Consider the following 22,925-nt stretch of genomic DNA (forward strand, 5'->3'; position numbering starts at 1 on the left):
TGCGGCGGTGCTCATGACCAGTCCTGGGCGAGGGTCACGCGCAGCCCGTCGGGCACGCTCGCCAGCGGGATCTGGCAGGACAGGCGCGAGCTGATGCCCGGCTCGCAGGCGCCCTCGAGCGTGAAGGACTCCTCTTCCGACATCGGCGGCAGCGCATCGGCCCAGGCTTCGTCGACGCGCACGTGGCAGGTCGCGCAGACGCAGCAGCCGCCGCATTCGGCACGGATCGACATCCCGGCATCCCGGATGAGGCTCATCAGGGTCCCGTTGCCGTCGGCGCGCAGGCTGCGTTCGACGCCCTGCTGATCGGTCACATGGATGTTCATCGCGGTGGCCCGGATTCCAGTTGTTCAGCTTGGTAAGTAAATACTCCATTCATGTGGAGAGAATACTTAACTTCAGCGTCTTGGGTAGCGGGTTTGCACGGATGCGCGGCGTGCCACGCATCCGGCAGCAGCCGGCCACTTCGGACTTCGCGCATGATCGGCCACTGGCTTGAGGAGAACCGATGGCGATCCAGCACATCCCGCCGATCCAGTGTCTGCTGACTTTCGAGGCGCTCGCGCGGCTGCGCCACGCCGGCCGTGCCGCGGACGAGCTGTGCGTCACGCCCAGCGCGGTGAGCCACCGCATCCGGCAGCTCGAATCGCACCTGGGCGTCGAACTCTTCGGCCGCAGCGACTTCACGCTGACCGCGGACGGCGCGGCCTATCTCGCCAACGTTCGCACCGGGCTGGCGGCCTTGCGGCAAGTGCCATTGCGCGGCGTGGCGCAGGGCGCGACGCGGCTGCGCGTGGCGATCACGCCGACCTTCTGCCGGCAGTTCGTGATGCCGCGGCTGGAATTGTTCCGCAACATGTACCCGGACATCGAGCTGATCCTGCAGGTGTCGATCCCGCTGCTCGACGTCATTGCCGAGAAGGCCGACCTCGAAGTGCGTTTCGGCACCGGCGGCTACACCAACCTCGAGCACCGGTTGATCCTTGCCGAGGACGCGACGCCGGCATGCAGCCCGAGCTACCTGAACGAGTTCGGCCCCTACAACGGCTTCGACAGCGAGGCCGAGATCGCGCAGGCGCGCCTGATCCGCAGTCCGCTGGAACCGTGGAGCAGTTGGTTCTCGAGTTGCGGCATCACCCAGCCCGAGCCCCATCTGGGCGCGCAGTTCAACGACCTGGGCCTGGTCTACGACGCCGCGGCCAGTGGCTTCGGCGTCGCGCTGGTGCGGCTGCAGATGGGCGCGGCCTGGCTGGAAAGCGGACGGCTGGTGCGGCTCTCGCCGCGCGCGGTGCCCTCCCCGCATGGCCACTACATCTGCTGGCAGCCCGGCGCACTCGAACGCTGGGAATGCGCGGCCTTTGCGGACTGGCTGACGCAAGCGCTGGCCTGAACCGCGAAGTTTTCTCAACGGCGGCGCGAAGAATCGTCAACGCGCCGGGCTGCGGTTTTCACTAGAGTTGGACTTCGACTCGCGATCGGGTCCGAGATCATTTTCCGATGGACACCGAATGACCCCCGTGCCAGCCGATTCCGCCCCCCCGGCCTGCGAGCGCAGCGCGCTGCAAGCCAAGGTCGTGCGCGCCCTGCAGGCCGTGCTGGCGCCGCACGCCGTGCTCTCCACCACCGAGGACGTGACCCCCTACGAATGCGACGGGCTGACCGCCTACCGCCAGCGCCCGCTGGCCGTCGCCCTGCCCGAAACCGAGGCCCAGGTGCAGGCCGTGCTCCAGGCCTGCCACGCGATGGGCGTGCCCGTGGTCGCGCGCGGCGCGGGCACCGGTCTGTCCGGCGGCGCCATGCCCCATGCGGGCGGGGTCACGCTCTCGCTGGCCAGGTTCAACCAGATCGTGCACCTCGACCCCGTCGGGCGCACCGCGCGCGTGCAGTGCGGCGTGCGCAACCTCGCCATCAGCGAGGCCGCCGCGCCCTACAACCTCTACTACGCGCCCGATCCTTCCAGCCAGATCGCCTGCACCATCGGCGGCAACGTGGCCGAGAACTCCGGCGGCGTGCATTGCCTGAAATACGGCCTGACCTTGCACAACGTGCTGCGCGTGCGCGGCTTCACCGCCGAAGGCGAGGCGATCGAGTTCGGCAGCGAGGCGCTCGACTGCCCCGGGCTCGATCTGCTGGCGCTGGTGATCGGCAGCGAAGGCATGCTGGCCGTGACCACCGAGGTCACGGTGCGGCTGATCCCCAAGCCGCGCCTGGCGCGCTGCATCATGGCCAGCTTCGACGACGTGCGAAAGGCCGGCGACGCGGTGGCCGCGGTGATCGCCGCGGGCATCATCCCCGCGGGCCTGGAGATGATGGACAAGCCCATGACCGCGGCGGTGGAAGACTTCGTGCACGCGGGCTACGACCTCGATGCCCAAGCGATCCTGCTGTGCGAATCCGATGGCACGCCCGAGGAGGTGGAGGAAGAGATCGCGCGCATGACGGCGGTGCTGCGCGAGTGCGGCGCGACGGCCATCGCCTGCAGCGAGAACGAGGCCGAGCGGCTGCGCTTCTGGAGCGGGCGCAAGAACGCGTTCCCGGCCTCGGGGCGCATCAGCCCGGACTACATGTGCCTGGATTCGACCATTCCGCGCAAGCGGCTGGCCGATATCCTGCTGGCGATCCAGCAGATGGAGAAGAAGTACGGCTTGCGCTGCTGCAACGTGTTCCACGCGGGCGACGGCAACCTGCACCCGCTGGTGCTGTTCGATGCCAACGATGCGGACGAGCTGCACCGCTGCGAGCTGTTCGGCGCCGACATTCTGGAGACCAGCGTGGCGATGGGCGGCACGGTGTCGGGCGAGCACGGGGTGGGGGTGGAGAAGCTCAACAGCATGTGCGTGCAGTTCACGGCCCAGGAGAACGCGCAGATGGCAGGGGTCAAGCGCGCCTTCGATGCGACGGGGCTGCTCAATCCGGGCAAGGTGATCCCGACGCTGCAGCGCTGCGCGGAGTATGGCAAGCAGGTGGTGCGCGGCGGGCAGACGCAGCGCTTCGCGGAGCTGCCGCGGTTCTGAATCCACGAGTTCGATCATGGACCCTGCCCTTGCCCAGCTCACCGACCGCATCCGCGCCGCCGCCGCCGATGGACATCGGCTTCGCATCCGCGGCGCCGGCACCAAGGACTTCTACGGCGAATCCCCGCAAGGCGAGCTCCTTGCCACCGGTGCCCTCACCGGCATCACCAGCTACGAACCCAGCGAACTCGTCGTCACCGCGCGCGCCGGCACGCCCCTGGCCGAACTCGAAGCCGCCCTCGCTGCCTGCGGCCAGTGCCTGCCCTTCGAGCCCCCGCGCTTCGGCCCCTCGGGCACCGGCACCGTCGGCGGCATGATCGCCGCCGGCCTCTGCGGCCCCGCGCGCGCCAGCGTGGGCGCCGTGCGCGACTACGTGCTGGGCGCCACCCTCGTCAACGGCCGCGGCGAAGTGCTCGCCTTCGGCGGCCAGGTCATGAAGAACGTCGCCGGCTACGACATCTCGCGCCTGCTCGCCGGCTCCCTGGGCACGCTCGGCCTCATCGCCGAAGTCAGCCTCAAAGTCCTGCCCATCGCCCCCGCCGAGGCCACCCTGCGCTTCGAATGCACCCAGTCCGATGCCCTGCGCCTGCTCAACGGCTGGGGCGCCCAGCCGCTGCCCCTGAACGCCAGCCGCTGGAGCGAACAGGACGCCACCGGCGCCCTCTGGCTGCGCCTGCGCGGCGCCGTGGCCGCGGTCGATGCCGCCTGCAGGCACCTGGGCGGCGAGCGTCAGCCCGATGCACAGGCCCAGCCCGACTGGCAGGCCGCACGCGACCAGCGCCTGCCCTGGTTCGGCATCCCCGGCGCGCACAGCCTCTGGCGCCTCTCGGTGCCCCAGACCGCGCCCGCCATCGACTTCGAGACCGCGCCCCTCCTCGAATGGCACGGCGCCCAGCGCTGGTACCTCGCCTCGGCCAACCAGGGCGCGCGCCTGCGCGCCGCCGCGCGCACCGCCGGCGGCCATGCCACCCTGTTTCGCATCGCCGACGGCGCCAGCCAGGCCGCGCGCTCCGTGCCGCGCTTCGACGCGCTCAGCGCCCCCCTCGCGCGCATCCACCGCGCGCTCCTGCGCGAGTTCGACCCGCACGCCGTCTTCGACCACGCGCGGCTGCTCGGCGCCGACTGATCCACCCGTCCTCCTTCATGCAAACCGAACTCGCGCCCGAATACAAGAACACGCCCGAAGGCCTGGCAGCCGAAGCCATCCTGCGCAAATGCGTGCACTGCGGCTTCTGCACCGCCACCTGTCCCACCTACCAGCTGCTGGGCGACGAGCTCGACGGCCCGCGCGGGCGCATCTACCTGATCAAGCAGGTGCTCGAAGGCCATGCGCCCACGCGCAGCACCCAGCTGCACCTGGACCGGTGCCTGACCTGCCGCAACTGCGAGAGCACCTGCCCGAGTGGCGTGCAATACGGCCACCTGGTCGACATCGGGCGCAAGATCGTCGACGACAAGGTCCCGCGCCCGGCCCTCGAATCGGCCACCCGCTGGCTGCTCAAGGAAGGCCTGCCTTCGCCGCTCTTCGGCCCCGCGATGAAGCTGGGCCAGTCCGTGCGCGGCCTGCTGCCCGACGCCCTGAAGGCCAAGGTGCCCGCGCCGCAGCCCTCGGGCCACTGGCCCGCGCGCATCCATGCGCGCAGGATGCTGCTCTTGGCCGGCTGCGTGCAGCCCTCGATGGCCCCCAACATCAACAAGGCCACCGCGCGCGTGCTCGACGCGGCCGGCATCCAGAGCGTGATCGCGCCCAAGGCCGCCTGCTGCGGCGCGGTGAAGTTCCACCTCGACGACCACGAAGGCGCCCGCGTGCAGATGCGCGCCAACATCGACGCCTGGTGGCCGCACATCGAGGGGGACGGCGGCCACGCGGTGGAGGCGATCGTGATGAACGCCTCGGGCTGCGGCGTGACCGTGCGCGAGTACGGCCACCTGCTCAAGGACGATGCGGCCTATGCGGCCAAGGCACAGCGTGTCAGTGCGCTCACCAAGGACCTGAGCGAGCTGCTGCCCGAGCTGGCCGCGGCGCTGAAGGACCGGGTGAAGGCGCCCCCGGGCGTGATCGCCTACCACCCGCCGTGCACGCTGCAGCACGGCCAGCAGCTGCGCGGCGGGGTGGAGGCGAGCCTGCGCGCGCTGGGCTTCGACGTGCAGCTGGCCAGGAACGAGTCGCACCTGTGCTGCGGCTCGGCGGGCACGTACTCGGTGCTGCAGCCGGCGCTGGCCTATGCCTTGCGCGACCGCAAGCTGGGGCACCTGGCGCAGCTGCAGCCCACCACCATCGTGTCGGCCAACATCGGCTGCATCACGCACCTGCAAAGCGCAGGCCAGACGCCCGTGCGGCATTGGGTGGAGTTGCTGGACGAGGCCATGGCGGCACCGGCACACCAGAACGCCGGCGCGCTCCGCTGAGCGGCTAGTCCTCGAAGCGGATGCCGCGCTCCCTGGCGATGGACTGGTAGCGTTGCCGCTCGTCCGCGAGAAAGGCCGTGAACTCGCTGCCATGCAGGCCCGAGGGCTCGACGCCGGCACTGAGAAGACGCTGGCGGGTCGCGGGTTCCTGCACGATCTTCGCGATCTGCGCGCCGATCTGGTCCACCACGGCCTGCGGCGTCTTCGCCGGCGCGAACACGCCCATCCAGTTCGAGAACCGGTAGCCCTTCATGCCCGGCATCTCGGACACCGAAGGCACGTCGGGCATGGCGGAGGATCGCTTCTGCGTCGTCACCGCCAGCACCTTCAGTTTTCCCGAGGCCACGTGCGGCATGACCGGCGGCATGCCGACGATGATCATCGGCACCTGGTTGCCGAGCACGTCGTTGACCGCCGGCGCCGCACCGCGGTAGGGAATGTGCACGCTGGCCATGCCGCCCAGCTTGTTGAGCGACTCGCCGGCAAAATGCATCGAGCTGCCGGTGCCCGGCGTGCCGTAGCTCAGCGTTCCGGGATGGCCTTTCGCGTACGCGATCAGCTCCGGCAGGTTCTTCGCCGGCACCAGGGGATTGACGGCCAGCACGAGCGGCGTTTCGCCCGCCAGCGCGATCGGTGCGAGATCCGCGACCGGATCGTAGGGCGTCTTCTGCCCGGCCGCAGGCCCGACGATCACTTCTGCCGGCGATGCCAGCAGCAGTGTGTAGCCGTCCGGCCTGGACTTGGCCACCGTGTCGGCACCCAGCGCGCCGCTGGCGCCCGGACGGTTTTCCACCACCACGGGCTGCTTGAGCGCTTCCCCGAGGCGCTGGGCCAGCGTGCGGGCGACGAAGTCGAGGCCGCCTCCTGCCGGGTAGGCGACGATCAGCCGCAAAGGCTTGTTCGGGAACGGGTCGGCGGCACTGGCCTGTTGCGTCAGCGCGAGCGCCATGAGCAGGACAGGAAGACGAAGGAGCAGCGTGGTTTTCATCGGAGGGTGTTCTCGTGGAGGCTGCGGCTTCTTCAATCGAAGCCGATCACGGCACCGGGTGCCGGCGTGAAGCCGAGGTCGCCGCGGGCGATCACGGCCTCGCGACCGCCATGGTCCTCGAGCTGTACGGCCTGCCGCGCCTTCGCCTGGCGATCCACCGCGTCCGGATCGCACATCGCGTACAGCCGCTGGCGGCATTCGCCGAGCGCGGCCTCGTGCTCAGGCCTGGCCGCCAGATCCGTGAGTTCCTCGGGGTCCGCATCGAGGTCGAACAATTGCGCCGGATAGCCGATGTAGTGGATGTACTTGTAGCGGCCGTGGCGGATCATGAAGGCGCCGGTGGTCGACCCCATGCCGTGGTACTCGACCATCACGTTGCGGTCCGGCTGCGCACCCTTCGCCAGCTCGAACAGCGAGGTGCCCGGAAAGCCTTCGCGCGCTCGCGCTTCCTGCTCGCCCACCGCATCGAGGATGAAGGGATACACGTCGACGTGGCTGACCGGCGTGTCGATCACCTTGCCGGCCGGGATGTCGCCGCCGGCGATGATCAGCGGCACGCCCGCGGTCTCCTCGAACATCGTCGACTTGCCCCACAGGCCGCGCGTGCCCATGTTGTCGCCGTGGTCCGCGGTGTAGACGATGCGGGTGTTGTCGCCCAGGCCCGCATCGTCCAGCGCCGCCAGCACCTTGCCGACGTTCTCGTCGAGGAAGGAGCACAGGCCGTAGTAGCCGGCGATGGCCTTCTTCACTGTCGCCCGGTCGAAGTAGTCGTCGTAGTTGAAGCTGCTGGCGTAGTCGACGAGGTAGGGATGCGTGGGCCGCTCGGACTTCTCGTACAGCTTGGGCATCGGCAGGTCCTGGTTGTAGTAGCGGTAGTAGTGCTCGGGCGGTGCCGTCAGCGGGAAGTGCGGGCAGACGAAGGAGACGAACAGCACCCACGGCCGGTCGCTCTTGCGCTGCGCCGCTTCGCGCAGCCAGATCTGCGCGCGCGAGGCGATCTCGCGGTCGTAGAAGGTGTACTGGCTTTCGCCGGGGCCGGCGAAGCCCGCCATCTTGTAGGCGCCCTTGCGTACGGGCAACTCGCTGCGCACCAGGCCCATCAGGTCGCCCTTGCCTTCGACGATGTGCATCGGGATGATCTCCTGGCTGAAGCCGTGGTCCTCGTCCGGCAGGCGGAAGTGCAGCTTGCCGATCGAGACCACGTCGTGCTTGCCTTCGCGCAGCACGTGGTGCCAGCTGGGCACGCGGCCGTCGTAGGCGTCGGCGTTGTCCCAGTAGCCGATCTGGTGGATGTACTTGCCGGTCGCGAACGATGCCCGCGCGGGAATGCATACCGGGCTCGTGCAGTAGGCATGCGAGAAGCGCGTGCCGCGCGCGGCCAGCGCATCGAGGTGGGGCGTCTGGACGATATCGTGGCCGTAGCAGCCCAGGGCTTTGGGCGAATGCTCGTCCGACATGATGATGACGAGGTTCTGGGGCTGTGTTTTCATTTCTGGACTCCTGTGTGTGCGATGGCGTGCGCCGGGAAGATCAGGCGCGCTGCGATGCGGGTGTGTGCTCCGGCAGCACGAGCACGCGCTGGTTCGGAGCGATGAAGAATTGCTGGTAGTACACGCACAGGTCCCGGCCCGCGCGCGCGACGGCCTGCATGTACAGCCCCGTGGTGTCGTGCGCGACGGCGATCCGTTCGCAGGACTCGGCATCGAAGGGCGCGATGCTCACCAGGTGCGTGATGTCGGTGATCGGCAGCTGGCACTGCCTGGCGATCATCTTCTTGAAGTTCGCGCCGTGCAGCTTGTCCATCGGCGTTTCCCACAGACGGTTGAGCAGGGTCCGATCGGCAAAGAAGCGGCTGAAGATCTTGAACTCGCCGTTGATGTCGATGATGCGGTCCAGACGCATCACGTCCTGGCGGCCGAGGTAGGGTGTCCATGGCCCGTCGCCGCGGATGGTGGCGCGCTGCACCGCCTGCGAGAAGATCGGCAGCACCGTCACACCGTCATCGCCGAGGAAGCGGCAGTGCCACGGATCCTGGAGCTGGCGCGGCTTCTCGGCCACGAAGCTGCCGAGGCCATGCTGCCGGATCACCAGGCCCTGGTCGGCCAGATCGCGCAAGGCGCGCTGCACCGTGCCGAGGCTGAACGGCGTCATCTGCGCCAGCTCTTCCTCGGCCGGCAGGCGGTCGCCCGGCCGCCAGAGGCCGCGCCGGATCGCGTCGAGCAGCGTGTTCGCGAGCCGCTGGTATTTGGGCAGTCCGGTGCGGTCGGGCTGCTTGAGGACATCGAACAACTCGAGACGCTGTGCATTGGCATTCATTGCAGTTCCCTTCTGTCTTCCCTCATCATGTCGGCCGCCTTCTCGCCGATGACCATGGCGCCCGCATTCGTGTTGCCCGACAGCAGCAGCGGCATGATCGACGCGTCCACCACGCGCAGGCCGCTCACGCCGCGCACGCGCAGCCGCGTGTCGACCACCGAAGCCGTGTCCTCGCCCATGCGGCAGGTGCCGACCGGGTGGAAGATGGTGGTCGCGTAGTCGCGGATGAAGGCCAGCGTCTCCGCGTCCGAGCCCACGCCGGGCCCGGGCCGGTATTCCTCGGCGACGTACGGTGCCATCGAGCGCGATGCGGCAATGCTGCGGGCCAGCCGGAAGCCGGCCAGCATGGTGTTCTCGTCTTCCTGGGTGGCCAGGTAGTTGAAGAGCGCCGCCGGCGCGACGCGCGCGTCGGACGATACGGCCTTGACTTCACCGCGGCTCGTCGGGCGCAGGTTGCACACCGACACCGTGAAGCCCGAGAAATCATGCGGTTTGCCCGCGGTCATGTCGGCGCTGATGGTGCCGAAGTGGAACTGCACGTCGGGCGTCTTCGCCTGTGGGCCGGTGCGCGCGAACATGCCGCCGAGCTGGATGCCCGCCGCCACCGGGCCTTCCTTGCGGAAGATCCAGCGCATGCCGATCCGGGCCTGTCCCCAGAGCGTGCGCAGCTGGTCGTTGGTGGTGATCGGCTTGGTGCACTTGTAGATGAGGCGCGACTGCAGATGATCCTGCAGGTTCTTGCCGACCTGCGGCGCGTTGTGAAGCGGCCGGATGCCCAGCGTGCGCAGGTAGTCGGCATCGCCGATGCCCGAAACCTGCAGCAGCTGGGGCGACTGGAAGGCGCCCGCGCTCACGACGACTTCGCAGTTCGCCCGTGCCTCCTGCAGCTGGCCATTGCGCATGTAGCGCACGCCCACGGCCCGCTTGCCCTCGAAGATCACGCCGGTGGCGTGCGCGTCGGTCTCGACGACCAGGTTGCCGCGCGCGCGCGGTGCGGGCAGATAGGCCTTGGCCGCCGAGCAGCGCAGGCCGTTTCGGGTGGTGAGCTGGAAGTAGCCCGCACCCTCCTGGCGCGCGCCGTTGAAGTCGTCGGTGCGCGGAATGCCGAGCTCGCCGGCACCGCCGATGAAGGCTTCGACCAGTTCGTTGCGGCCGCGGATGTCGGACACGGTCAGCGGTCCCTTGCCGCCGTGATACTCGCTCTCGCCGCGCTCATTCGATTCCGAGCGCTTGAAGTACGGAAGGATGTCGGACCAGCCCCAGCCGTTGTTGCCCAGCGCTTCCCAGGCGTCGAAGTCCTCGGCCTGGCCGCGGATATAGACCAGCCCGTTGATCGAGCTCGAGCCGCCGAGCGTGCGGCCGCGCGGCTGGTAGATCTTGCGGCCGTTCAGGTAGGGCTCGGGCTCGGAATAGAACCGCCAGTTGTTCTTCGGATCGAACATGGTCTTGCCGTAGCCGATCGGAATATGGATCCAGATGTTGCGGTCGGCCGGCCCTGCTTCCAGCAGCAGCACGCTGGTGCGGCCATCTTCGGCCAGGCGGCCCGCGACGGCACAGCCGGCCGATCCGGCGCCGACGACGATGTAATCAAACTGACGCATGACGATTTCCGTTCTTTCTAGAGGTCCAGGACCAGCGGTCCCTGCGCGACCCGCGCGCAGCAGATGAGGACGAACTCGCGCCGCTCCTCATCGCTCAACACGTAGTCGTTGTGTTCCGGCGTGCCGCCGACATAGCGCACGCGGCAGGTGCCGCACATGCCGGCCTCGCACGAAGACTCGCATTCGATGCCGGCATCGCGCACCGCCTGCAGGATCGACTGCGAGGGATCGACGCGCAGGGTCCGCTTCGAGCGCTCCAGCACCACCTCGGCGCCCTCGGCCCCGCCGGTGGTCGTCGCCGCGGCGGAGGGACTCGGGTCGGCACCGAAATATTCGAAGTGCACCGTGCCCTGCGGCCAGTGCCCGGAGGCCGCGCGCACCGCCGACATGAAGCCGCCGGGCCCGCAGAAGTAGAGATGCGTTCCCTCGCCCGGACTGGCCAGCACGCTGGCGATGTCCAGGCCTCGGCGAGGGTCGCCGCCGTCGTGGTGCAGGCGCGCCCTGCCCGCTTCGATCTCGTTCGCGAAGCGGCGCGTGAAGGCGGTGCGCGCCGGCGTCTGCGCGCAGTAGTGCAGCTCGAAGCTCTGGCCGGCACGGCGCATCTGCTCGACCATTGCCATGATCGGCGTGATGCCGATGCCGCCTGCCAGCAGGATGGCGTGGCGCGCGTCCGGTGCGACCGGAAAGAAGTTGTGCGGCTCCGACACCTCGATCAGGTCGCCCGCATGCACGCGCTCGTGCATCGCGCGCGACCCGCCGCGGCCGTGCGGCACGTCGAGCACCGCGATGCGGTAGTGATCGCGCTCCCACGGGGGATCGCACAGCGAGTAGCGGCGCGTCAATCCGCCCGGCACGTGGACATCGATGTGCGCGCCCGCGTCGAATGCCGGCAGTTCTGCGCCACGGGGGTCCACGAGTTCGAAGGACAGGATGCCTTCGGCCTCGTAGGTGATGGAACGAACGCGCAGTGTCAGCATGTCGGACTCCCTGGCCTCAGGTGGTGGCGCGCTCGGCCTGCTGCGCGGCCGCGGGCGCCGCGGCGCTGCGCTCGATCAGGTCGAGCTGCCGCCGCACATGGGCATCGCGCTCGTCGGCGGGCAGCGGATCGGCCGAACGCATGGCCTCGAACACGCGCTTGCCCAGGCTCAGGATCAGCTTGCGGTCTTCCGCCGAGGGCAGCTCCTGCACGTCGAGCACCGAATCCTGCGAGTACAGCGGCAGGGGTTCGCCGGCGGCGGTCAGCTGCGCGTGCAGCGTGTCGGCCGGCGTCTTGCCGCGCACCATGTCGCGCAACAGCTTGCGCAGCATGTACACGCCGACGTCGGACGAGCCGGGATGCTCGAGCGCGTGGACCGCGATCGGCCGCTGGCTCACCAGCGCTTCCCAGTCGCCGGGCGCGCGCTGACCTTCGTCGTAGCTGCGGTTGCCTGTCTGGCCCACCAGGAAGTCGATCTTGTCGACGCCGCAGTCGGCTTCGCAGCCGATGCCGTCCGGATCCACTTCGCTGTTGAAGTGGCGAAAGCCGAAGATGATCATGTGCGTGTCGTCGACCGGCACGCTCCAGCGCGTGCAGGAGGACGTCGAGTGGCGTTCGCGCGCCGCGGTCGGCACCAGCGAGCCGATCTGCAGGTAGTTCGGGAAGATCATCTCGGTCATGCGCACCCAGACCTTGTTGTCGGGCAGACGGCGGCCGGCGATGAAGACCATGCCGTTGTTGTTGCGCGTGGCTTCCCACTGCATGACCGGCATGTCGCCGAAGCCTTCGAGCGAGACGCCGTCGGCGGTTGCCTGGTCGACGCCCTCCACCGTCATGTGGTTGTGCAGCACGGCCGTGTGCATGTGGTCCATGATGTTCTCGTACACCTGCAGCCAGTTGCACGGATAGACGTTCGAGAACGGCACCAGCTTCGTGTCGCCGGGCCGGGTGTACGTGTCGTACTCGGGGAACGGCGGCTTCCTGTCGGGCGGACCCATGTAGGCGAAGACCAGGCCGTCGCGCTCGAATGCAGGATAGGCGCCGTGGCACACCGTCTGCTTCAGCCGCGTGGCGTCGGCCTCGCAGGGCGCGTCGAGCAGGCTGCCGTCGACGGCGTAGTGCCAGCCGTGGTAGCAGCAGCGGATGCCGTGCTCGGCGATCACGCCGTATTCGAGCGAGGCGCCGCGGTGCGAGCAATGGCGGTGCAGCACGCCGACGTCGCCGCTCTTGTCGCGAAACACGACCAGGTCCTCGCCCATGATGCGGATGGCCTTGGGCACATCGGCGAGTTCCGAAGACAGGCACACGGGCTGCCAGTACAGGCGCATCTGCTCGCCCATCGGCGTGCCGGCATCGGTGCTGGTGAGTTCGGCGTCGTGGGCCGGCACGTTGCGTTTGAGATAGCCGTTGAATCGGATGGGCTTGGCCACGACGTTGGGGTTTGAAGTGCTCATGGGTTCTCCTTTGCTTGGACTGTTCGGTTTGATCAGACGACGACGCTCGACTGGCTGACGAAGCGGGTGTGGAAATAGGCGTCGAGTCCTTCCGGACCGCCTTCGTAGCCGAGTCCGCTGTCCTTGGCACCGCCGATCGGCGCGTCCGCCAGCGACGGCGTGAAGTTGTTGATGCCGATCCACCCGGCCTCGATGCGCTCGGCGAATTCGGCCGCGCGTTCGAGCTGGTTGGTGAAGGCGTACGCGGCGAGGCCGACATCGACGCCGTTGGCGCGTGCGATCACCTCGTCGAAGGACTCGAAGCTCATGATCGGCGCCACCGGACAGAACGGCTCCTCGCTCAGGATGCGCGAGGACTCGGCCACGTCGGTGAGCACGGTCGGCGGGAAGAACCAGCCTTGGTGACCGATGCGTTCGCCGCCGGCGGCGATGCGAGCGCCGCGCTCGCGGGCGTCCTCGACCAGGCTCTCGGCCGCGCGCAGGCGGCGCTCGTTGTTCAGCGGGCCCATCTGCGTGCCGGGTGTCATGCCGTCGCCGACGCGCAACGCCTTCGCCAGCGCGACGAAGCGCTCGGTGAAGGCCGGCGCCACGCGCGCATGCACGTAGAAGCGGCTGGGCGACAGGCAGACCTGGCCGGCATTGCGGAACTTGAAGGCGACGCAGGCCTGCGCAACGCGGTCGACATCGACATCGTCGAACACCACCACCGGCGCGTGGCCGCCCAGCTCCATCGTGGCGGGCTTCAGCTGCTGCGACGCCATCGTGGCGAGCAGCCGGCCGACGGGCACCGAGCCGGTGAAGGAGATCTTGCGGATCACCGGCGAGGCGATCAGCTTCTCGGAGATCTGCGCCGGCACGCCGAACAGCAGGTTGAGCGCGCCGCCGGGAACGCCGGCATCGATGAAGGCGCGAACCAGTTCGATGCAGATGGCGGGCGTCTCTTCCGCCGGCTTGAGCACGACGGTGCAGCCGGCGGCCAGCGCGGCGGCGATCTTGCGGGCGGCCAGGAAGGCGGGAAAGTTCCAGGGCACGAAGGCCGCCACCGGCCCGACCGGACGCTTCAGCGTCGATTGCGACAGCAGGCGCGAGCGCGGCGGCAGGATGCGGCCGTAGGCGCGCTTGCCCTCCTCCGCGCAATACAGGATGGCTTCGACGACGCGGTCCAGTTCGCCGTTCGAATCGGCGAGCGGCTTGCCGTTCTCGAGCGTGAGGATCTCGGCCAGCGTGGCGCGGCGTTCCTCGATCAGCGCCGCGGCGCGCCGCAGCACCGTCTCGCGCTGCCAGGCGCTCGTTTGCGACCAGGCCGGGAAGGCTTCGTGTGCCGCGCGCAGCGCATCGTCGATATCGCGCTCGGTCGCCATCGGCAGCTGGCCGATCGGTCGGCCGGTGGCCGGGTTGACGACCGCAGCGACGTCGCGGCCTTCGGCACCGCGCCATTCGCCGGCGATGCACAGGGCGAGTTGGGTCGGGTAGGCGGTGTTGCTCATGGAATCCTCGGTTTATTTCGCCAGCGCGGCACCGACGGGACGCACCCGTGGCGTCGCAGGCAGGGCCCGGGCGGCGAAGCGGCGCTTGCTCGCTTCCGGATTGATGATGAGAAAGCCGATCACGCTCACCGCGATGGCCAGGACGGCAGCGACGAGAAAACCGGTGTCGTAGCCCGCGGCTGGAGTCGCGGCGCTCTGGATGAAACGACCCATCAGGGCTGGCGCGATCAGGCCGCCGGTGGTGGCGAGGGCACTGTTGACGGACATCATCCCCGAGCGCTGAGCGTCAGGAATGATCTCGGCCACGATGGTCGAACTCAGCACGAAGGTGAGCTGCGGCAAGTTGCAGCCGATCGCCAGCAGGATCACCTTCAGCAAGGGCTGCTGGACGGCGAACAGCGACAGGCAAATGAACAGCCCGCCGACCAGCACGAAGATGCAGCTCAGCCCTGCACGCGCACGCACCGAAGCCACGCCGCGCTTGAGCAGGAACTGCGACAGCCAGGAACCGCCGAGCACGATCGGCACGTTGATGCCGGTGAAGAGCATGAACATCCAGCCGGTCTCGGTGGGGCTGTAGTTCAGCACCGTGCCGAGGTACGAGGGGATCCACGTGAACATCAGCGCGAAGATCCAGTAGGTGGTCCAGTACAGCGCCATGTTGCCGAGGAAGGTCTTGTCGGTCAGCAGCGTGCGGTAGGACACATGCGCGGTGTGCGACAGATGGACGCGGGTCTCGCTGTCGCTGGTCACCCGGCCCTCGGCACCGAGGATGAACCACACCACCATCCAGACGAGGCTCGCGATGGCCAGCGTCAGGAAGGCCGCATGCCAGCTGTAGCGGACCAGGATGAAGGTCAGGATCGGGCCGGAAATCAGCAGGCCGAGGGTCACGCCCTGGTAGATGACCGCCGACGGCAGGTTGCGCCGGTCGTTCGGAAACCACTTGTAGCAGGCATGCAGCGCCAGCGGATACGCCGGGCCTTCACCCACGCCGAGCAGGATGCGCGAGAAGAACAGCCGCGGCACCGAGGCGGCGAAGGCCAGCGGAAACTGCGAGAGGCCCCAGATGGCCGCCAGGATCAGCAGCACCATCTTGGACGACATGCGGTTGGCGATGAAGCCGAAGCAGATCGCCGAGATCGAGAACAGCAGGAAGAAGCTGCTGGCGACCAAGCCGAACTCGGCCGGCTGGATGTGCAGCTCCGCCATCAGCGGCTTGGCGACGATGCCGAGGATCGCCTTGTCCATGAAGTTGATCACCATGAACAGTGCCAGCATGATGGTCACGATCCAGCCCCGCAGCGGGGAGTTCTCAACGCGGGACATGGCGGCCTCCTGCGCGATTCGGGACGGTCAGCGAAGGCCGGCGGGCCTCGGATGGAAGGCGCTTATTGGGGGCGTTCATGCATTCTCCTGTCGTTCGCGTTGCGGTTTCGGGTGGGTGCATGAACTGTAGTCCTCTATAGGACCAAGCTTCAATGGTGTCCTATACAGGACTTTCCCCTGGTCCTATAGGTCGATCGCCCGTTTCGACTGCAGGAGTGCGCGGCCTGCGCGTCGTAGACTCGTCGCCGCGGATCGGCACGCGGTCCGGAATGCCAAACTGAATCGAACAACATGAAAGAGGAGATCCTGTGATGCGTGAACCACGATGGCGCCAGGAGGGCGCAGAACCGGACTACAGGTTCTCGCTGGCCAACGAGCGCACCTTCCTCGCGTGGATCCGCACCGCGCTCGCCCTGCTGGCCGGCGGGGTGCTGCTCGACCAGTTCTCCACCAGGCTCGCGTCGCACCTCGTCGTCGAGCTGCTCGCGATCGCGCTCAGCACGATCGCCGCCCTGCTCTGCGCCATGGCCTACGCACGCTGGCGTGCCAACGAGATCGCGATGCGCCATGCGCGCCGGCTGCCGGGCACGATGGCCATCCCGGTGATCGCCGCGTCCATCCTCGGGGTCGCCGCGGTCATCGCCTTCCTGCTGCTGCGGAAATGACGGCCGCTCCTGCGGACGCCGCGGCGCCGCGCGCCCGCGATGCAGGCCTGCAGGCCGAACGCACCGCGCTGTCGTGGAACCGCACCGCGCTGTCGATCTTCGTCAATGCCTTGCTCGCGCTGCGCTCGGGCTGGGTCGACCGGGAGACGCCGATCACTGCGTTGGCCTTCGCACTGCTGATGGCTTCGGTGGCCGCCATGCTCTATGGCGTCTGGCGCCGGCGGCGCCTGCTGGACGGCCGCGGCCCGACCGCGCCGTCGGCCAATGCCGTCGCGGCGGCCGCGGTCGTCACGCTGATCGCGTGCGCCACCGGCATGGCCGCCATCGTCGCGGGTTGAGCCCGTGCCGGCGACGATGGACACACCCGCGAGCAGGCCGGACAACGCCGGCGCCTTTCCTTCCTCGCCTTCCCGTTTCGTCCGGGTCGCCGCCTTCCTGTGGGGCTGCGTGGTCTTCATGCCCGTCGGCCTCAACTACCTCGGGCTCGGACTGACGATCGTCGCGCTGCTTTGCGCGCCTTCGCGTTGGCGCGCGCGTGCGATGCGGCTGCGCGCGGATCCGCTGCGCTGGCCGCTGCTCGCCTGGGTGGCCTGGACGCTGGTGGTGCTGGCGCTGCGGCCGCACCATCCCGAGACGGCGCTGAGCCTCTGGCACGACCTGCGCATCGCAGCCACGCTCGCGATCCCGGTGCTGCTGGCGGTCGAAGAAGCCGTCTGGGCGTTGCGCGGGTTCCTGCTCGCTGCGCTGTTCGCGCTGATCGCGATCGTGCTGGCGCACACCACGGGTCTGCCCGATCTGCCGCTCTGGCACAACGTGACGGTGATGAAGGGCAACAAGTCCATCAACGACGCGCTGCTGTTCGCGCTGCTCGGCGCGTCGGCGGCGGTCGTCGGCCTGACGCATCTGAACGACACCCGCGATCGCTGGCACTGGGCCGTTCCGGCCTTCGCGGTGACGGTCGCGGCCGGTGCGATCGCGACCTTCACGCTGCCGTCGCGCACCTCGCTGCTGGGCCTGCTGCTGGCACTCTTCGCGGCCTGCGTGCACCAATGGCGCGGCCGTCTGCGCGTGCTGGCCGTCGCGCTCTGCGTCGGCGCCGTGGTGGCCGGCACGCTGGTCTGGAATGCGCCTTCGATGCAGGACAAGCTCAGGCTCGGCGTGCAGGAGCTCGAGGCCGCCGAAGCCGGCGCCGTGTCCGAAGGCAGCTGGGTGGTGCGCTTCTACATGTACCGCGAGACCACGCGCATGATGCTCGACCATCCGCTGGCCGGCGGCGGGCTCGGCAGCTGGACGCCCGAATGGCATCGGCGCGGCCCGAAGCTGCTCTACGACTACAGCATGCCGCACAACGACTTCCTGTGGATGGGCGCGGAGACCGGCGTGCCTGGCCTGCTGATCCTGGCGGCGATCATGGCGACGGGCCTGGTGGTCGCGTGGCGACGGCGCGACCTCACCGGCCGGCTGACCTTCGTCGCGCTGCTGATCCTGTGCGTCGCCACCAGCGTCAATTCGGCGCTGCGCGATGCCGCGATCGGACTCAGCCTGCCGTGGATTGCCTTCGTCTACCTGCGCCTGGCGCACGCGTCCGGCAACCCGTGGCGGGGCGTGTTCGCTCAGTCCGCGCGCTGAACGGCCAGCAGGCCGGACCGGCCCGGCACCGTGCCGAGCGCGATGCGCTCGCGCGGCAGAACCGTGCCGCGCAGCGCATCGTGCAGCGCGCCCACCGACACCAGCGCATGCCCCTGCGCGCGCCAGCCGGCGACGAGGCGCTCCAACACCGGCAGCAGCTTCATGCCCTCCAGCTCCGCATGCAGCGTGTAGACCTGGTCTTGCACCGTGCGCTCGGTCCGTGCGAGCAGCGGCTCGTGCACGTTGTCCGCCGTGATGCCGTCGACGCCGATCAGCTCGTCGAGCGTCGGCAGCGTGGTCGGGTACTGCGGCGGCCCGATGATGCTGCCGTCCCCCGCGACCGGCACGAAAGGATGAGTGCCGCGCGTGTCGGATGCGAATGCGATGCCGAGCAAGGCCTCGGCCCGCGCCGCGCCTTCGTTGAATTGCCAGCCCGCCGCGCCATGCACCCGCGGCGGCGAACCGAAGACCTCGGCATGGCGCTCGGTCGCGCGGCGCATTTCGCGCAGGGCCCAGGCCTCGTCGTGCCGCAGCAGGTGGTCCTGCCAGCGCACATGGTCCCAGCAGTGCACGCCGACCTCGAAGCCGGCATCGCGCACGCTGCGCAAGGTCGCGGCCTCGCGTCGGCCGATGTCCGGGCCCGGCAGCAAGCTGCCATAGAGCAGCGTGCGCAGCCCGTAGTGTTCGACCACCGAGGTGCGCGACACCTTCTGCAGGAAGCCGGGGCGCAGCACGCGCAGGATCGCGCGGCCCGTGTGGTCCGGCCCGAGGCTGAAAAGAAAGCTCGCGCCGGCCTGGGCCGCGCTCAGCAGCCTCACCAGCGCCGGCACGCCTTCGCGGGTGCCGCGCCAGGTGTCGACGTCGACCTTCAGTGCGATGCGCGCCATCGCGCTCAGGGCACCAGGTCGACGGCGGCGGCGGCTTCGTCGCGGTAGTACGCGAAGAGCTCGGCCAATGCTTCCTGCATGCCGACCCTGGGCGCCCAGGCGAGATCGGCGATGGTGTTGCGGATGTCGGGCACGCGCTGCAGCACGTCCTGGTAGCCGCTGCCGTAGTAGTCCTCGGACGCGATGTCGATCAGCTCGACGCGCTCGGCGGCCTCGCGGTATTCGGGCAGCGTCTTCGCGAGGTCCAGCATCATCCCGGCGAGCGCGCGGATCGAGTGGTTGTTGCCGGGATTGCCGATGTTGTAGATCTTGCGGTCGGCGATGCCGCCCTCGTTGGCGATGATCTTCACCAGCGCCGCGATGCCGTCGCCGATCGCGGTGAAGGCGCGCTGCTGGCTGCCGCCGTCGACCAGCCGGATCGGCTCGCCGCGCACGATGTGGCCGAGGAACTGGGTGATCACGCGGCTCGATCCTTCTTTCGGCGCATGCAGGCTGTCGAGGCCGGGGCCGATCCAGTTGAAGGGCCGGAACAGCGTGTAGCGCAGGCCTTGCTCCTGGCCGTAGGCGTGGATCACGCGATCCATCAGTTGCTTGGCGCAGGCATAGATCCAGCGCGGTTTGTTGATCGGGCCGTAGACCAGGTTCGAGGCCTCGGGATCGAAGGCCTCGTCGGTGCACATGCCGTAGACCTCGCTGGTCGATGGGAACACCACGCGCTTGCCGTAGCGCAGGCACTGCCGCACGATCGGCAGGTTGGCCTCGAAGTCGAGTTCGAACACGCGCAGCGGTTCGCGCACGTAGGTCGCCGGCGTCGCGATCGCGACCAGCGGCAGCACCACGTCGCACTTCTTGACGTGGTATTCGATCCACTCCTTGTTGATCGTGATGTCGCCCTCGAAGAAGTGGAAGCGCGGATGCCCGAGCCAGGGCGCGACGCGGTCCGACTGCATGTCCATGCCGTGGACCTGCCAGTCGGTGTTCTCCATGATGTGGCGCGTGAGATGGTGGCCGATGAAACCGTTGACGCCGAGGATCAGGACTTTGAGCATGGAAGGCAATCGAAAAACAGGAAAGGGAAATCCCTCAGGCGTCGACCGCGATGCAGCGGGCGCCGAAACGGGATTCGAAGTCGTGCGCGGCGAGCACCTGTGCGTCGCCGTCGCAGCGCGCCGCCAGCACGCGCAAGGCGCTGCCGTCGGCCGCGACGAGCCACAGCGAAGTGCCGTCGCTCGCCAGTCGCAGGCCCTTGCCCGGCACCTCGGGCGAAGCCGGTGCGCGCAGGGTGCGCTCGATGAAGACGCGCTTCTTCGCGATCTGCACGAAGGCGGCCGGGTAGGGTGGCGCGAGCGCACGCACGAGGTTGTGGATCTGCGCCGCATCGGCGTCGTAGGGAATGCGCCCGTCCTCGGGCCGGCGGCCGCCGAAGTAGCGCCCGAGCGACAGGCGCTGCGGATGCTCCATCGAGGTGCCGTCGATCAGGCCCGGCAGGCTGCGCGCCATGACGATCTCGGCCGCGACCGTGACCTTGGCGAACACCTCGCGTGCGGTGTCGTTGGCAAGGATCGGCACCGCGCACTGGTCGACGATCGCGCCGTTGTCGGGCTTCTCGTTCATGCGGTGCAGCGTGGCGCCGGTCTCGCTCTCGCCGTGGATGACGGCCCAGTTGACCGGCGCGCGGCCACGGTAGCGCGGCAGCAGCGAGCCGTGCATGTTGAAGGCGCCGCGCCGCGGCAGCGTCAGCCATTCGGGCCGAAGCATCTGCCGGTAGTAGAACGAGAACACGAAGTCGGGCCCGATCGCGAGCGCCTTTTCGATCAGCTCGGGTGCATGCGGATCAGCGGGCGTGACGCAAGGCACGCCGTACTCGGCGGCGACCGCGGCGACGCTGCCGAACCAGATCGTCTCGCCGGGCGCATCTTCATGGGTGATGACCAGCGGCACCTCGACGCCGGCGTCGAGCAGCACGCGCAGGCAGCGCACGCCGACGTCGTGGTACGCGAACACGATGGCAAGTGCGGGTCGGCGGAGATCGGTCATGGCTTGCGCTCCAGGATGGCATTGATCACATAGCGCGGGCGTGCCCGCACCTCCTGGTAGATGCGCCCGATGTACTCGCCCAGGAGGCCGATGCCGAACAGCGCGAGGCCGACCAAGAGGAACAGCAGCGCGAACAGCGTGAACACGCCGCCCTCCTCCGGCCCCAGCACCAGCCGCCGGCCGGCCAGCACCAGGAACAGCAGTCCCGACAGCAGCGAGACCACGATGCCGAGCATCGAGAAGGCCTGCAGCGGCACCAGCGAGAAGCCGGTGACCAGATCGAAGTTGAGCCGGATCAGGCTGTACAGCGAATACTTGGACTCGCCCGCATGGCGCGCCTCGTGGCCCACCACCACCTCGACCGGGTTCCTGGCGAACTGGTAGGCCAGCGCCGGGATGAAGGTGTTCATCTCGTTGCACTGGTTGATGAGCTGCACCACGTTGCGGCTGTAGGCGCGCATCATCGAGCCGTGGTCGGTCATCGCGATGCGCGTGAGGCGATGGCGCAGATGGTTCATCGCGCGCGAGGCCCAGCGACGCCATGCGGAGTCCTGCCGGTCCTGGCGGATCGAGCCGACATAGTCGTAGCCCTGGTCCATCGCCTCGAGCAGGAGCCGGATGTCCTCGGGCGGATTCTGCAGGTCGGCATCGAGCGTGACGACGCGCTCGCCGCGGCAATGTTCGAAGCCCGCGAGGATCGCGCGATGCTGGCCGAAGTTGCCGTTGAGCAGGATCACGCGCGTGACATCGGGACGGCTCTCGAACTGCGCGGCCAGCAGCGCCGGAGAACGGTCGCGGCTGCCATCGTCGATGAAGACGATCTCATAGCCGATGCCCAGCGCATCGAGCGCCGGATAGAGCCGCGCGAACAGCGCCGCCAGGCCGGCCTCCTCGTTGTAGACCGGGATCACGACGCTCAGCGTCGTCCGCATGGCGGTGTCGGTGGGCGGCGCGCTCTCGAGCTGGACCGCATCGTGCATTGTCATCGTCGGCCTCGGCTTTAGCGCAGTGCGGCGACCGCCGCCGTCACGGCCGCGCAGACGCGGTCCACGTCGGCATCGGCCATCGCGGGGAACAGGGGCAGCGTCACGGTGCGCGCGCCGATGTCCTCGGCCACGGGGAAATCGCCCGGTGCATGACCGCGTGCGCGGAACAGCGAGAAAAGATGCATCGCGGGATAGTGCACGCCGACGCCGATGCCCTGGGCCTTCATCGCCGCGATGAAGTCGCCGCGGCGCGCCGCGAGGCTGCGCGGCAGCAGCGGCTGGAACATGTGCCAGTTGCCGTGGTTCTCCGGGTCGACGGGCGGCAGCTCGAAACCGAGCGATGCGTCCCAGCGCGCGAAGTAGCGGCGCGCCAGCACGCGCCGGCGCGCGGAGAAATCGTCGACCTGCCGCAGCTGGCCCAGGCCGATGGCCGCCGCCACGTCGGTGAGGTTGGCCTTCGCGCCCCAGGCCTCGACCTCGAGGCCGCCGTCGGGCAACCGGGTCACGCCCTGGAGCCGCAGCTTCTCGAAGGCGAGCGCCTCCGCGTCGTTGTTGAGCACGAGGCAGCCGCCTTCGGCCGAGGTGAAGTTCTTGTTGGCATGGAAGCTGAACGAGACCAGGTCGCCGAGGCTGCCGATCTCGCGGCCGTGCCAGTGGGCGCCGAAGGATTGCGCCGCATCCTCGACCACCCGCAGCGAGTGCCGGCGGGCGAGCGCGTAGAGCCGGTCGCGATCGACCGGCAGGCCGGCCAGGTCGACCGGGATCAGCGCCCGCGTGCGCGGCGTCAGCGCAGCCTCGATGCGCTCGAGGTCGATGTTGCGCGTGGCCGCATCCGCGTCGACGAACACGGGCGTCGCGCCGACGGCCAGCACCACGTTGGCCGTGGCGACCCAGCTGAGCGGCGTGGTGATGACCTCGTCGCCGGGCCCGATGCCGCACAGCCGCAAGGCCAGTTCGAGCGATGCGGTGCCCGAGTTGACAAGCCGCACCGGCCGGCCGCCGAGGCGCTCGGACAGCGCCGCTTCCAGCGCCTGGCATTTCGGGCCGGTGGTGATCCAGCCCGAGCGCAGCACGTCGCCGACTTCGGCGATCGTGCGCTCGTCGATCGAGGGCCGGGTGAAGGGAAGAAAGGGCAAGGCGTTCATGG

General features: G+C 68.9%; 21 protein-coding genes. 7 read left to right on the plus strand and 14 right to left on the minus strand.

Translation table 11 applies throughout. The features are described from left to right. Positions 1-11: 11 nt before the first annotated feature. A complete protein-coding gene (locus tag WDLP6_RS15065; RefSeq protein ID WP_162592978.1) occupies positions 12-326 on the minus strand; it encodes a 2Fe-2S iron-sulfur cluster-binding protein in 315 nt (104 codons plus the stop codon). Between the two features lie 182 nt (positions 327-508). Here WDLP6_RS15065 and WDLP6_RS15070 point away from each other — a divergent pair, with 182 nt between their 5' ends. From WDLP6_RS15070 to glcF, 4 genes are all read left to right on the plus strand, one after another. Further along, the gene (locus tag WDLP6_RS15070) at positions 509-1,390 is read left to right on the plus strand and encodes a LysR substrate-binding domain-containing protein (protein WP_162592979.1); all 882 of its coding nucleotides are present in this window, start codon (positions 509-511) and stop codon (positions 1,388-1,390) included. Between the two features lie 118 nt (positions 1,391-1,508). Further along, entirely contained in the window at positions 1,509-3,014 is a 1,506-nt protein-coding gene (locus WDLP6_RS15075; RefSeq protein WP_162592980.1) for an FAD-linked oxidase C-terminal domain-containing protein, read from the plus strand. A 16-nt stretch (positions 3,015-3,030) separates the two neighbouring features. After that, positions 3,031-4,140: a glycolate oxidase subunit GlcE gene (gene glcE, locus WDLP6_RS15080; RefSeq protein ID WP_162592981.1), complete on the plus strand. Its 1,110-nt coding sequence runs from the start codon at positions 3,031-3,033 to the stop codon at positions 4,138-4,140. A gap of 17 nt (positions 4,141-4,157) precedes the next feature. Continuing rightward, positions 4,158-5,423 carry a glycolate oxidase subunit GlcF gene (gene glcF / locus WDLP6_RS15085; RefSeq protein WP_162592982.1) on the plus strand — a complete coding sequence of 422 codons (1,266 nt, stop codon included), beginning with the start codon at positions 4,158-4,160 and terminating at the stop codon, positions 5,421-5,423. A 4-nt stretch (positions 5,424-5,427) separates the two neighbouring features. Here the strand turns inward: glcF and WDLP6_RS15090 are convergent, their stop codons facing one another. From WDLP6_RS15090 to WDLP6_RS15125, 8 genes are read right to left on the minus strand one after another with little or no spacing between them, the layout of a single operon-like run. After that, on the minus strand, positions 5,428-6,411 hold the full coding sequence (locus tag WDLP6_RS15090) for a Bug family tripartite tricarboxylate transporter substrate binding protein (RefSeq protein WP_162592983.1): 984 nt from the start codon (positions 6,409-6,411) through the stop codon (positions 5,428-5,430). A gap of 32 nt (positions 6,412-6,443) precedes the next feature. Next, positions 6,444-7,901: a sulfatase-like hydrolase/transferase gene (locus tag WDLP6_RS15095; protein ID WP_162592984.1), complete on the minus strand. Its 1,458-nt coding sequence runs from the start codon at positions 7,899-7,901 to the stop codon at positions 6,444-6,446. A gap of 40 nt (positions 7,902-7,941) precedes the next feature. Continuing rightward, the gene (locus WDLP6_RS15100; RefSeq protein ID WP_162592985.1) at positions 7,942-8,727 is read right to left on the minus strand and encodes a GntR family transcriptional regulator; all 786 of its coding nucleotides are present in this window, start codon (positions 8,725-8,727) and stop codon (positions 7,942-7,944) included. After that, entirely contained in the window at positions 8,724-10,328 is a 1,605-nt protein-coding gene (locus WDLP6_RS15105; protein ID WP_162592986.1) for a GMC family oxidoreductase, read from the minus strand. The genes WDLP6_RS15100 and WDLP6_RS15105 overlap by 4 nt, the downstream gene beginning before the upstream one ends. A 17-nt stretch (positions 10,329-10,345) precedes the next feature. Then, positions 10,346-11,305: a PDR/VanB family oxidoreductase gene (locus WDLP6_RS15110; RefSeq protein ID WP_162592987.1), complete on the minus strand. Its 960-nt coding sequence runs from the start codon at positions 11,303-11,305 to the stop codon at positions 10,346-10,348. Between the two features lie 16 nt (positions 11,306-11,321). After that, positions 11,322-12,758: a Rieske 2Fe-2S domain-containing protein gene (locus WDLP6_RS15115; protein ID WP_162592988.1), complete on the minus strand. Its 1,437-nt coding sequence runs from the start codon at positions 12,756-12,758 to the stop codon at positions 11,322-11,324. A gap of 32 nt (positions 12,759-12,790) precedes the next feature. Further along, positions 12,791-14,245, minus strand: coding sequence for an NAD-dependent succinate-semialdehyde dehydrogenase (locus WDLP6_RS15120; RefSeq protein WP_162592989.1), 1,455 nt, complete (start codon positions 14,243-14,245; stop codon positions 12,791-12,793). 12 nt (positions 14,246-14,257) lie between these two features. Continuing rightward, positions 14,258-15,574, minus strand: coding sequence for an MFS transporter (locus WDLP6_RS15125; protein ID WP_232077075.1), 1,317 nt, complete (start codon positions 15,572-15,574; stop codon positions 14,258-14,260). Between the two features lie 311 nt (positions 15,575-15,885). Between WDLP6_RS15125 and WDLP6_RS15130 the strand changes: the two genes are divergently transcribed. From WDLP6_RS15130 to WDLP6_RS15140, 3 genes are read left to right on the plus strand one after another with little or no spacing between them, the layout of a single operon-like run. After that, entirely contained in the window at positions 15,886-16,239 is a 354-nt protein-coding gene (locus WDLP6_RS15130; RefSeq protein WP_162592990.1) for a YidH family protein, read from the plus strand. After that, a complete protein-coding gene (locus tag WDLP6_RS15135; protein WP_162592991.1) occupies positions 16,236-16,577 on the plus strand; it encodes a DUF202 domain-containing protein in 342 nt (113 codons plus the stop codon). Before WDLP6_RS15130 ends, WDLP6_RS15135 begins: the two co-directional genes overlap by 4 nt. A 16-nt stretch (positions 16,578-16,593) precedes the next feature. After that, positions 16,594-17,868 carry an O-antigen ligase family protein gene (locus WDLP6_RS15140; protein ID WP_162592992.1) on the plus strand — a complete coding sequence of 425 codons (1,275 nt, stop codon included), beginning with the start codon at positions 16,594-16,596 and terminating at the stop codon, positions 17,866-17,868. On the opposite strand, the gene WDLP6_RS15145 is transcribed toward WDLP6_RS15140, so the two are convergent. The 5 genes from WDLP6_RS15145 to WDLP6_RS15165 form a co-directional block, all read right to left on the minus strand. Beyond that, positions 17,853-18,755, minus strand: a complete 903-nt coding sequence (locus WDLP6_RS15145) for a 4-deoxy-4-formamido-L-arabinose-phosphoundecaprenol deformylase (RefSeq protein WP_162592993.1) — start codon at positions 18,753-18,755, stop codon at positions 17,853-17,855. The two genes, WDLP6_RS15140 and WDLP6_RS15145, sit on opposite strands and share 16 nt — an antisense overlap. A gap of 5 nt (positions 18,756-18,760) precedes the next feature. Next, a complete protein-coding gene (locus WDLP6_RS15150) occupies positions 18,761-19,804 on the minus strand; it encodes a bifunctional UDP-4-keto-pentose/UDP-xylose synthase (RefSeq protein ID WP_162592994.1) in 1,044 nt (347 codons plus the stop codon). 34 nt (positions 19,805-19,838) lie between these two features. Further along, entirely contained in the window at positions 19,839-20,792 is a 954-nt protein-coding gene (locus tag WDLP6_RS15155; RefSeq protein ID WP_162592995.1) for a formyltransferase, read from the minus strand. After that, positions 20,789-21,724, minus strand: a complete 936-nt coding sequence (locus tag WDLP6_RS15160; RefSeq protein ID WP_162595109.1) for a glycosyltransferase — start codon at positions 21,722-21,724, stop codon at positions 20,789-20,791. The genes WDLP6_RS15155 and WDLP6_RS15160 overlap by 4 nt, the downstream gene beginning before the upstream one ends. 68 nt (positions 21,725-21,792) lie before the next feature. Then, entirely contained in the window at positions 21,793-22,923 is a 1,131-nt protein-coding gene (locus WDLP6_RS15165; RefSeq protein ID WP_443083409.1) for a DegT/DnrJ/EryC1/StrS family aminotransferase, read from the minus strand. Between the last annotated feature and the right edge of the window lie 2 nt (positions 22,924-22,925).

The sequence above is a fragment of the Variovorax sp. PBL-E5 genome, from assembly GCF_901827185.1.
GTDB lineage: Bacteria > Pseudomonadota > Gammaproteobacteria > Burkholderiales > Burkholderiaceae_C > Variovorax.

Coding starts and splice junctions, on each gene's coding strand:
- WDLP6_RS15065 (WP_162592978.1), bottom strand. CDS start 326: ATGAACATCCATGTGACCGATCAGCAGGGCGTCGAACGCAGCCTGCGC.
- WDLP6_RS15070 (WP_162592979.1), top strand. CDS start 509: ATGGCGATCCAGCACATCCCGCCGATCCAGTGTCTGCTGACTTTCGAG.
- WDLP6_RS15075 (WP_162592980.1), top strand. CDS start 1,509: ATGACCCCCGTGCCAGCCGATTCCGCCCCCCCGGCCTGCGAGCGCAGC.
- glcE (WP_162592981.1), top strand. CDS start 3,031: ATGGACCCTGCCCTTGCCCAGCTCACCGACCGCATCCGCGCCGCCGCC.
- glcF (WP_162592982.1), top strand. CDS start 4,158: ATGCAAACCGAACTCGCGCCCGAATACAAGAACACGCCCGAAGGCCTG.
- WDLP6_RS15090 (WP_162592983.1), bottom strand. CDS start 6,411: ATGAAAACCACGCTGCTCCTTCGTCTTCCTGTCCTGCTCATGGCGCTC.
- WDLP6_RS15095 (WP_162592984.1), bottom strand. CDS start 7,901: ATGAAAACACAGCCCCAGAACCTCGTCATCATCATGTCGGACGAGCAT.
- WDLP6_RS15100 (WP_162592985.1), bottom strand. CDS start 8,727: ATGAATGCCAATGCACAGCGTCTCGAGTTGTTCGATGTCCTCAAGCAG.
- WDLP6_RS15105 (WP_162592986.1), bottom strand. CDS start 10,328: ATGCGTCAGTTTGATTACATCGTCGTCGGCGCCGGATCGGCCGGCTGT.
- WDLP6_RS15110 (WP_162592987.1), bottom strand. CDS start 11,305: ATGCTGACACTGCGCGTTCGTTCCATCACCTACGAGGCCGAAGGCATC.
- WDLP6_RS15115 (WP_162592988.1), bottom strand. CDS start 12,758: ATGAGCACTTCAAACCCCAACGTCGTGGCCAAGCCCATCCGATTCAAC.
- WDLP6_RS15120 (WP_162592989.1), bottom strand. CDS start 14,245: ATGAGCAACACCGCCTACCCGACCCAACTCGCCCTGTGCATCGCCGGC.
- WDLP6_RS15125 (WP_232077075.1), bottom strand. CDS start 15,574: ATGTCCCGCGTTGAGAACTCCCCGCTGCGGGGCTGGATCGTGACCATC.
- WDLP6_RS15130 (WP_162592990.1), top strand. CDS start 15,886: ATGCGTGAACCACGATGGCGCCAGGAGGGCGCAGAACCGGACTACAGG.
- WDLP6_RS15135 (WP_162592991.1), top strand. CDS start 16,236: ATGACGGCCGCTCCTGCGGACGCCGCGGCGCCGCGCGCCCGCGATGCA.
- WDLP6_RS15140 (WP_162592992.1), top strand. CDS start 16,594: ATGGACACACCCGCGAGCAGGCCGGACAACGCCGGCGCCTTTCCTTCC.
- WDLP6_RS15145 (WP_162592993.1), bottom strand. CDS start 18,755: ATGGCGCGCATCGCACTGAAGGTCGACGTCGACACCTGGCGCGGCACC.
- WDLP6_RS15150 (WP_162592994.1), bottom strand. CDS start 19,804: ATGCTCAAAGTCCTGATCCTCGGCGTCAACGGTTTCATCGGCCACCAT.
- WDLP6_RS15155 (WP_162592995.1), bottom strand. CDS start 20,792: ATGACCGATCTCCGCCGACCCGCACTTGCCATCGTGTTCGCGTACCAC.
- WDLP6_RS15160 (WP_162595109.1), bottom strand. CDS start 21,724: ATGCGGACGACGCTGAGCGTCGTGATCCCGGTCTACAACGAGGAGGCC.
- WDLP6_RS15165 (WP_443083409.1), bottom strand. CDS start 22,923: ATGAACGCCTTGCCCTTTCTTCCCTTCACCCGGCCCTCGATCGACGAG.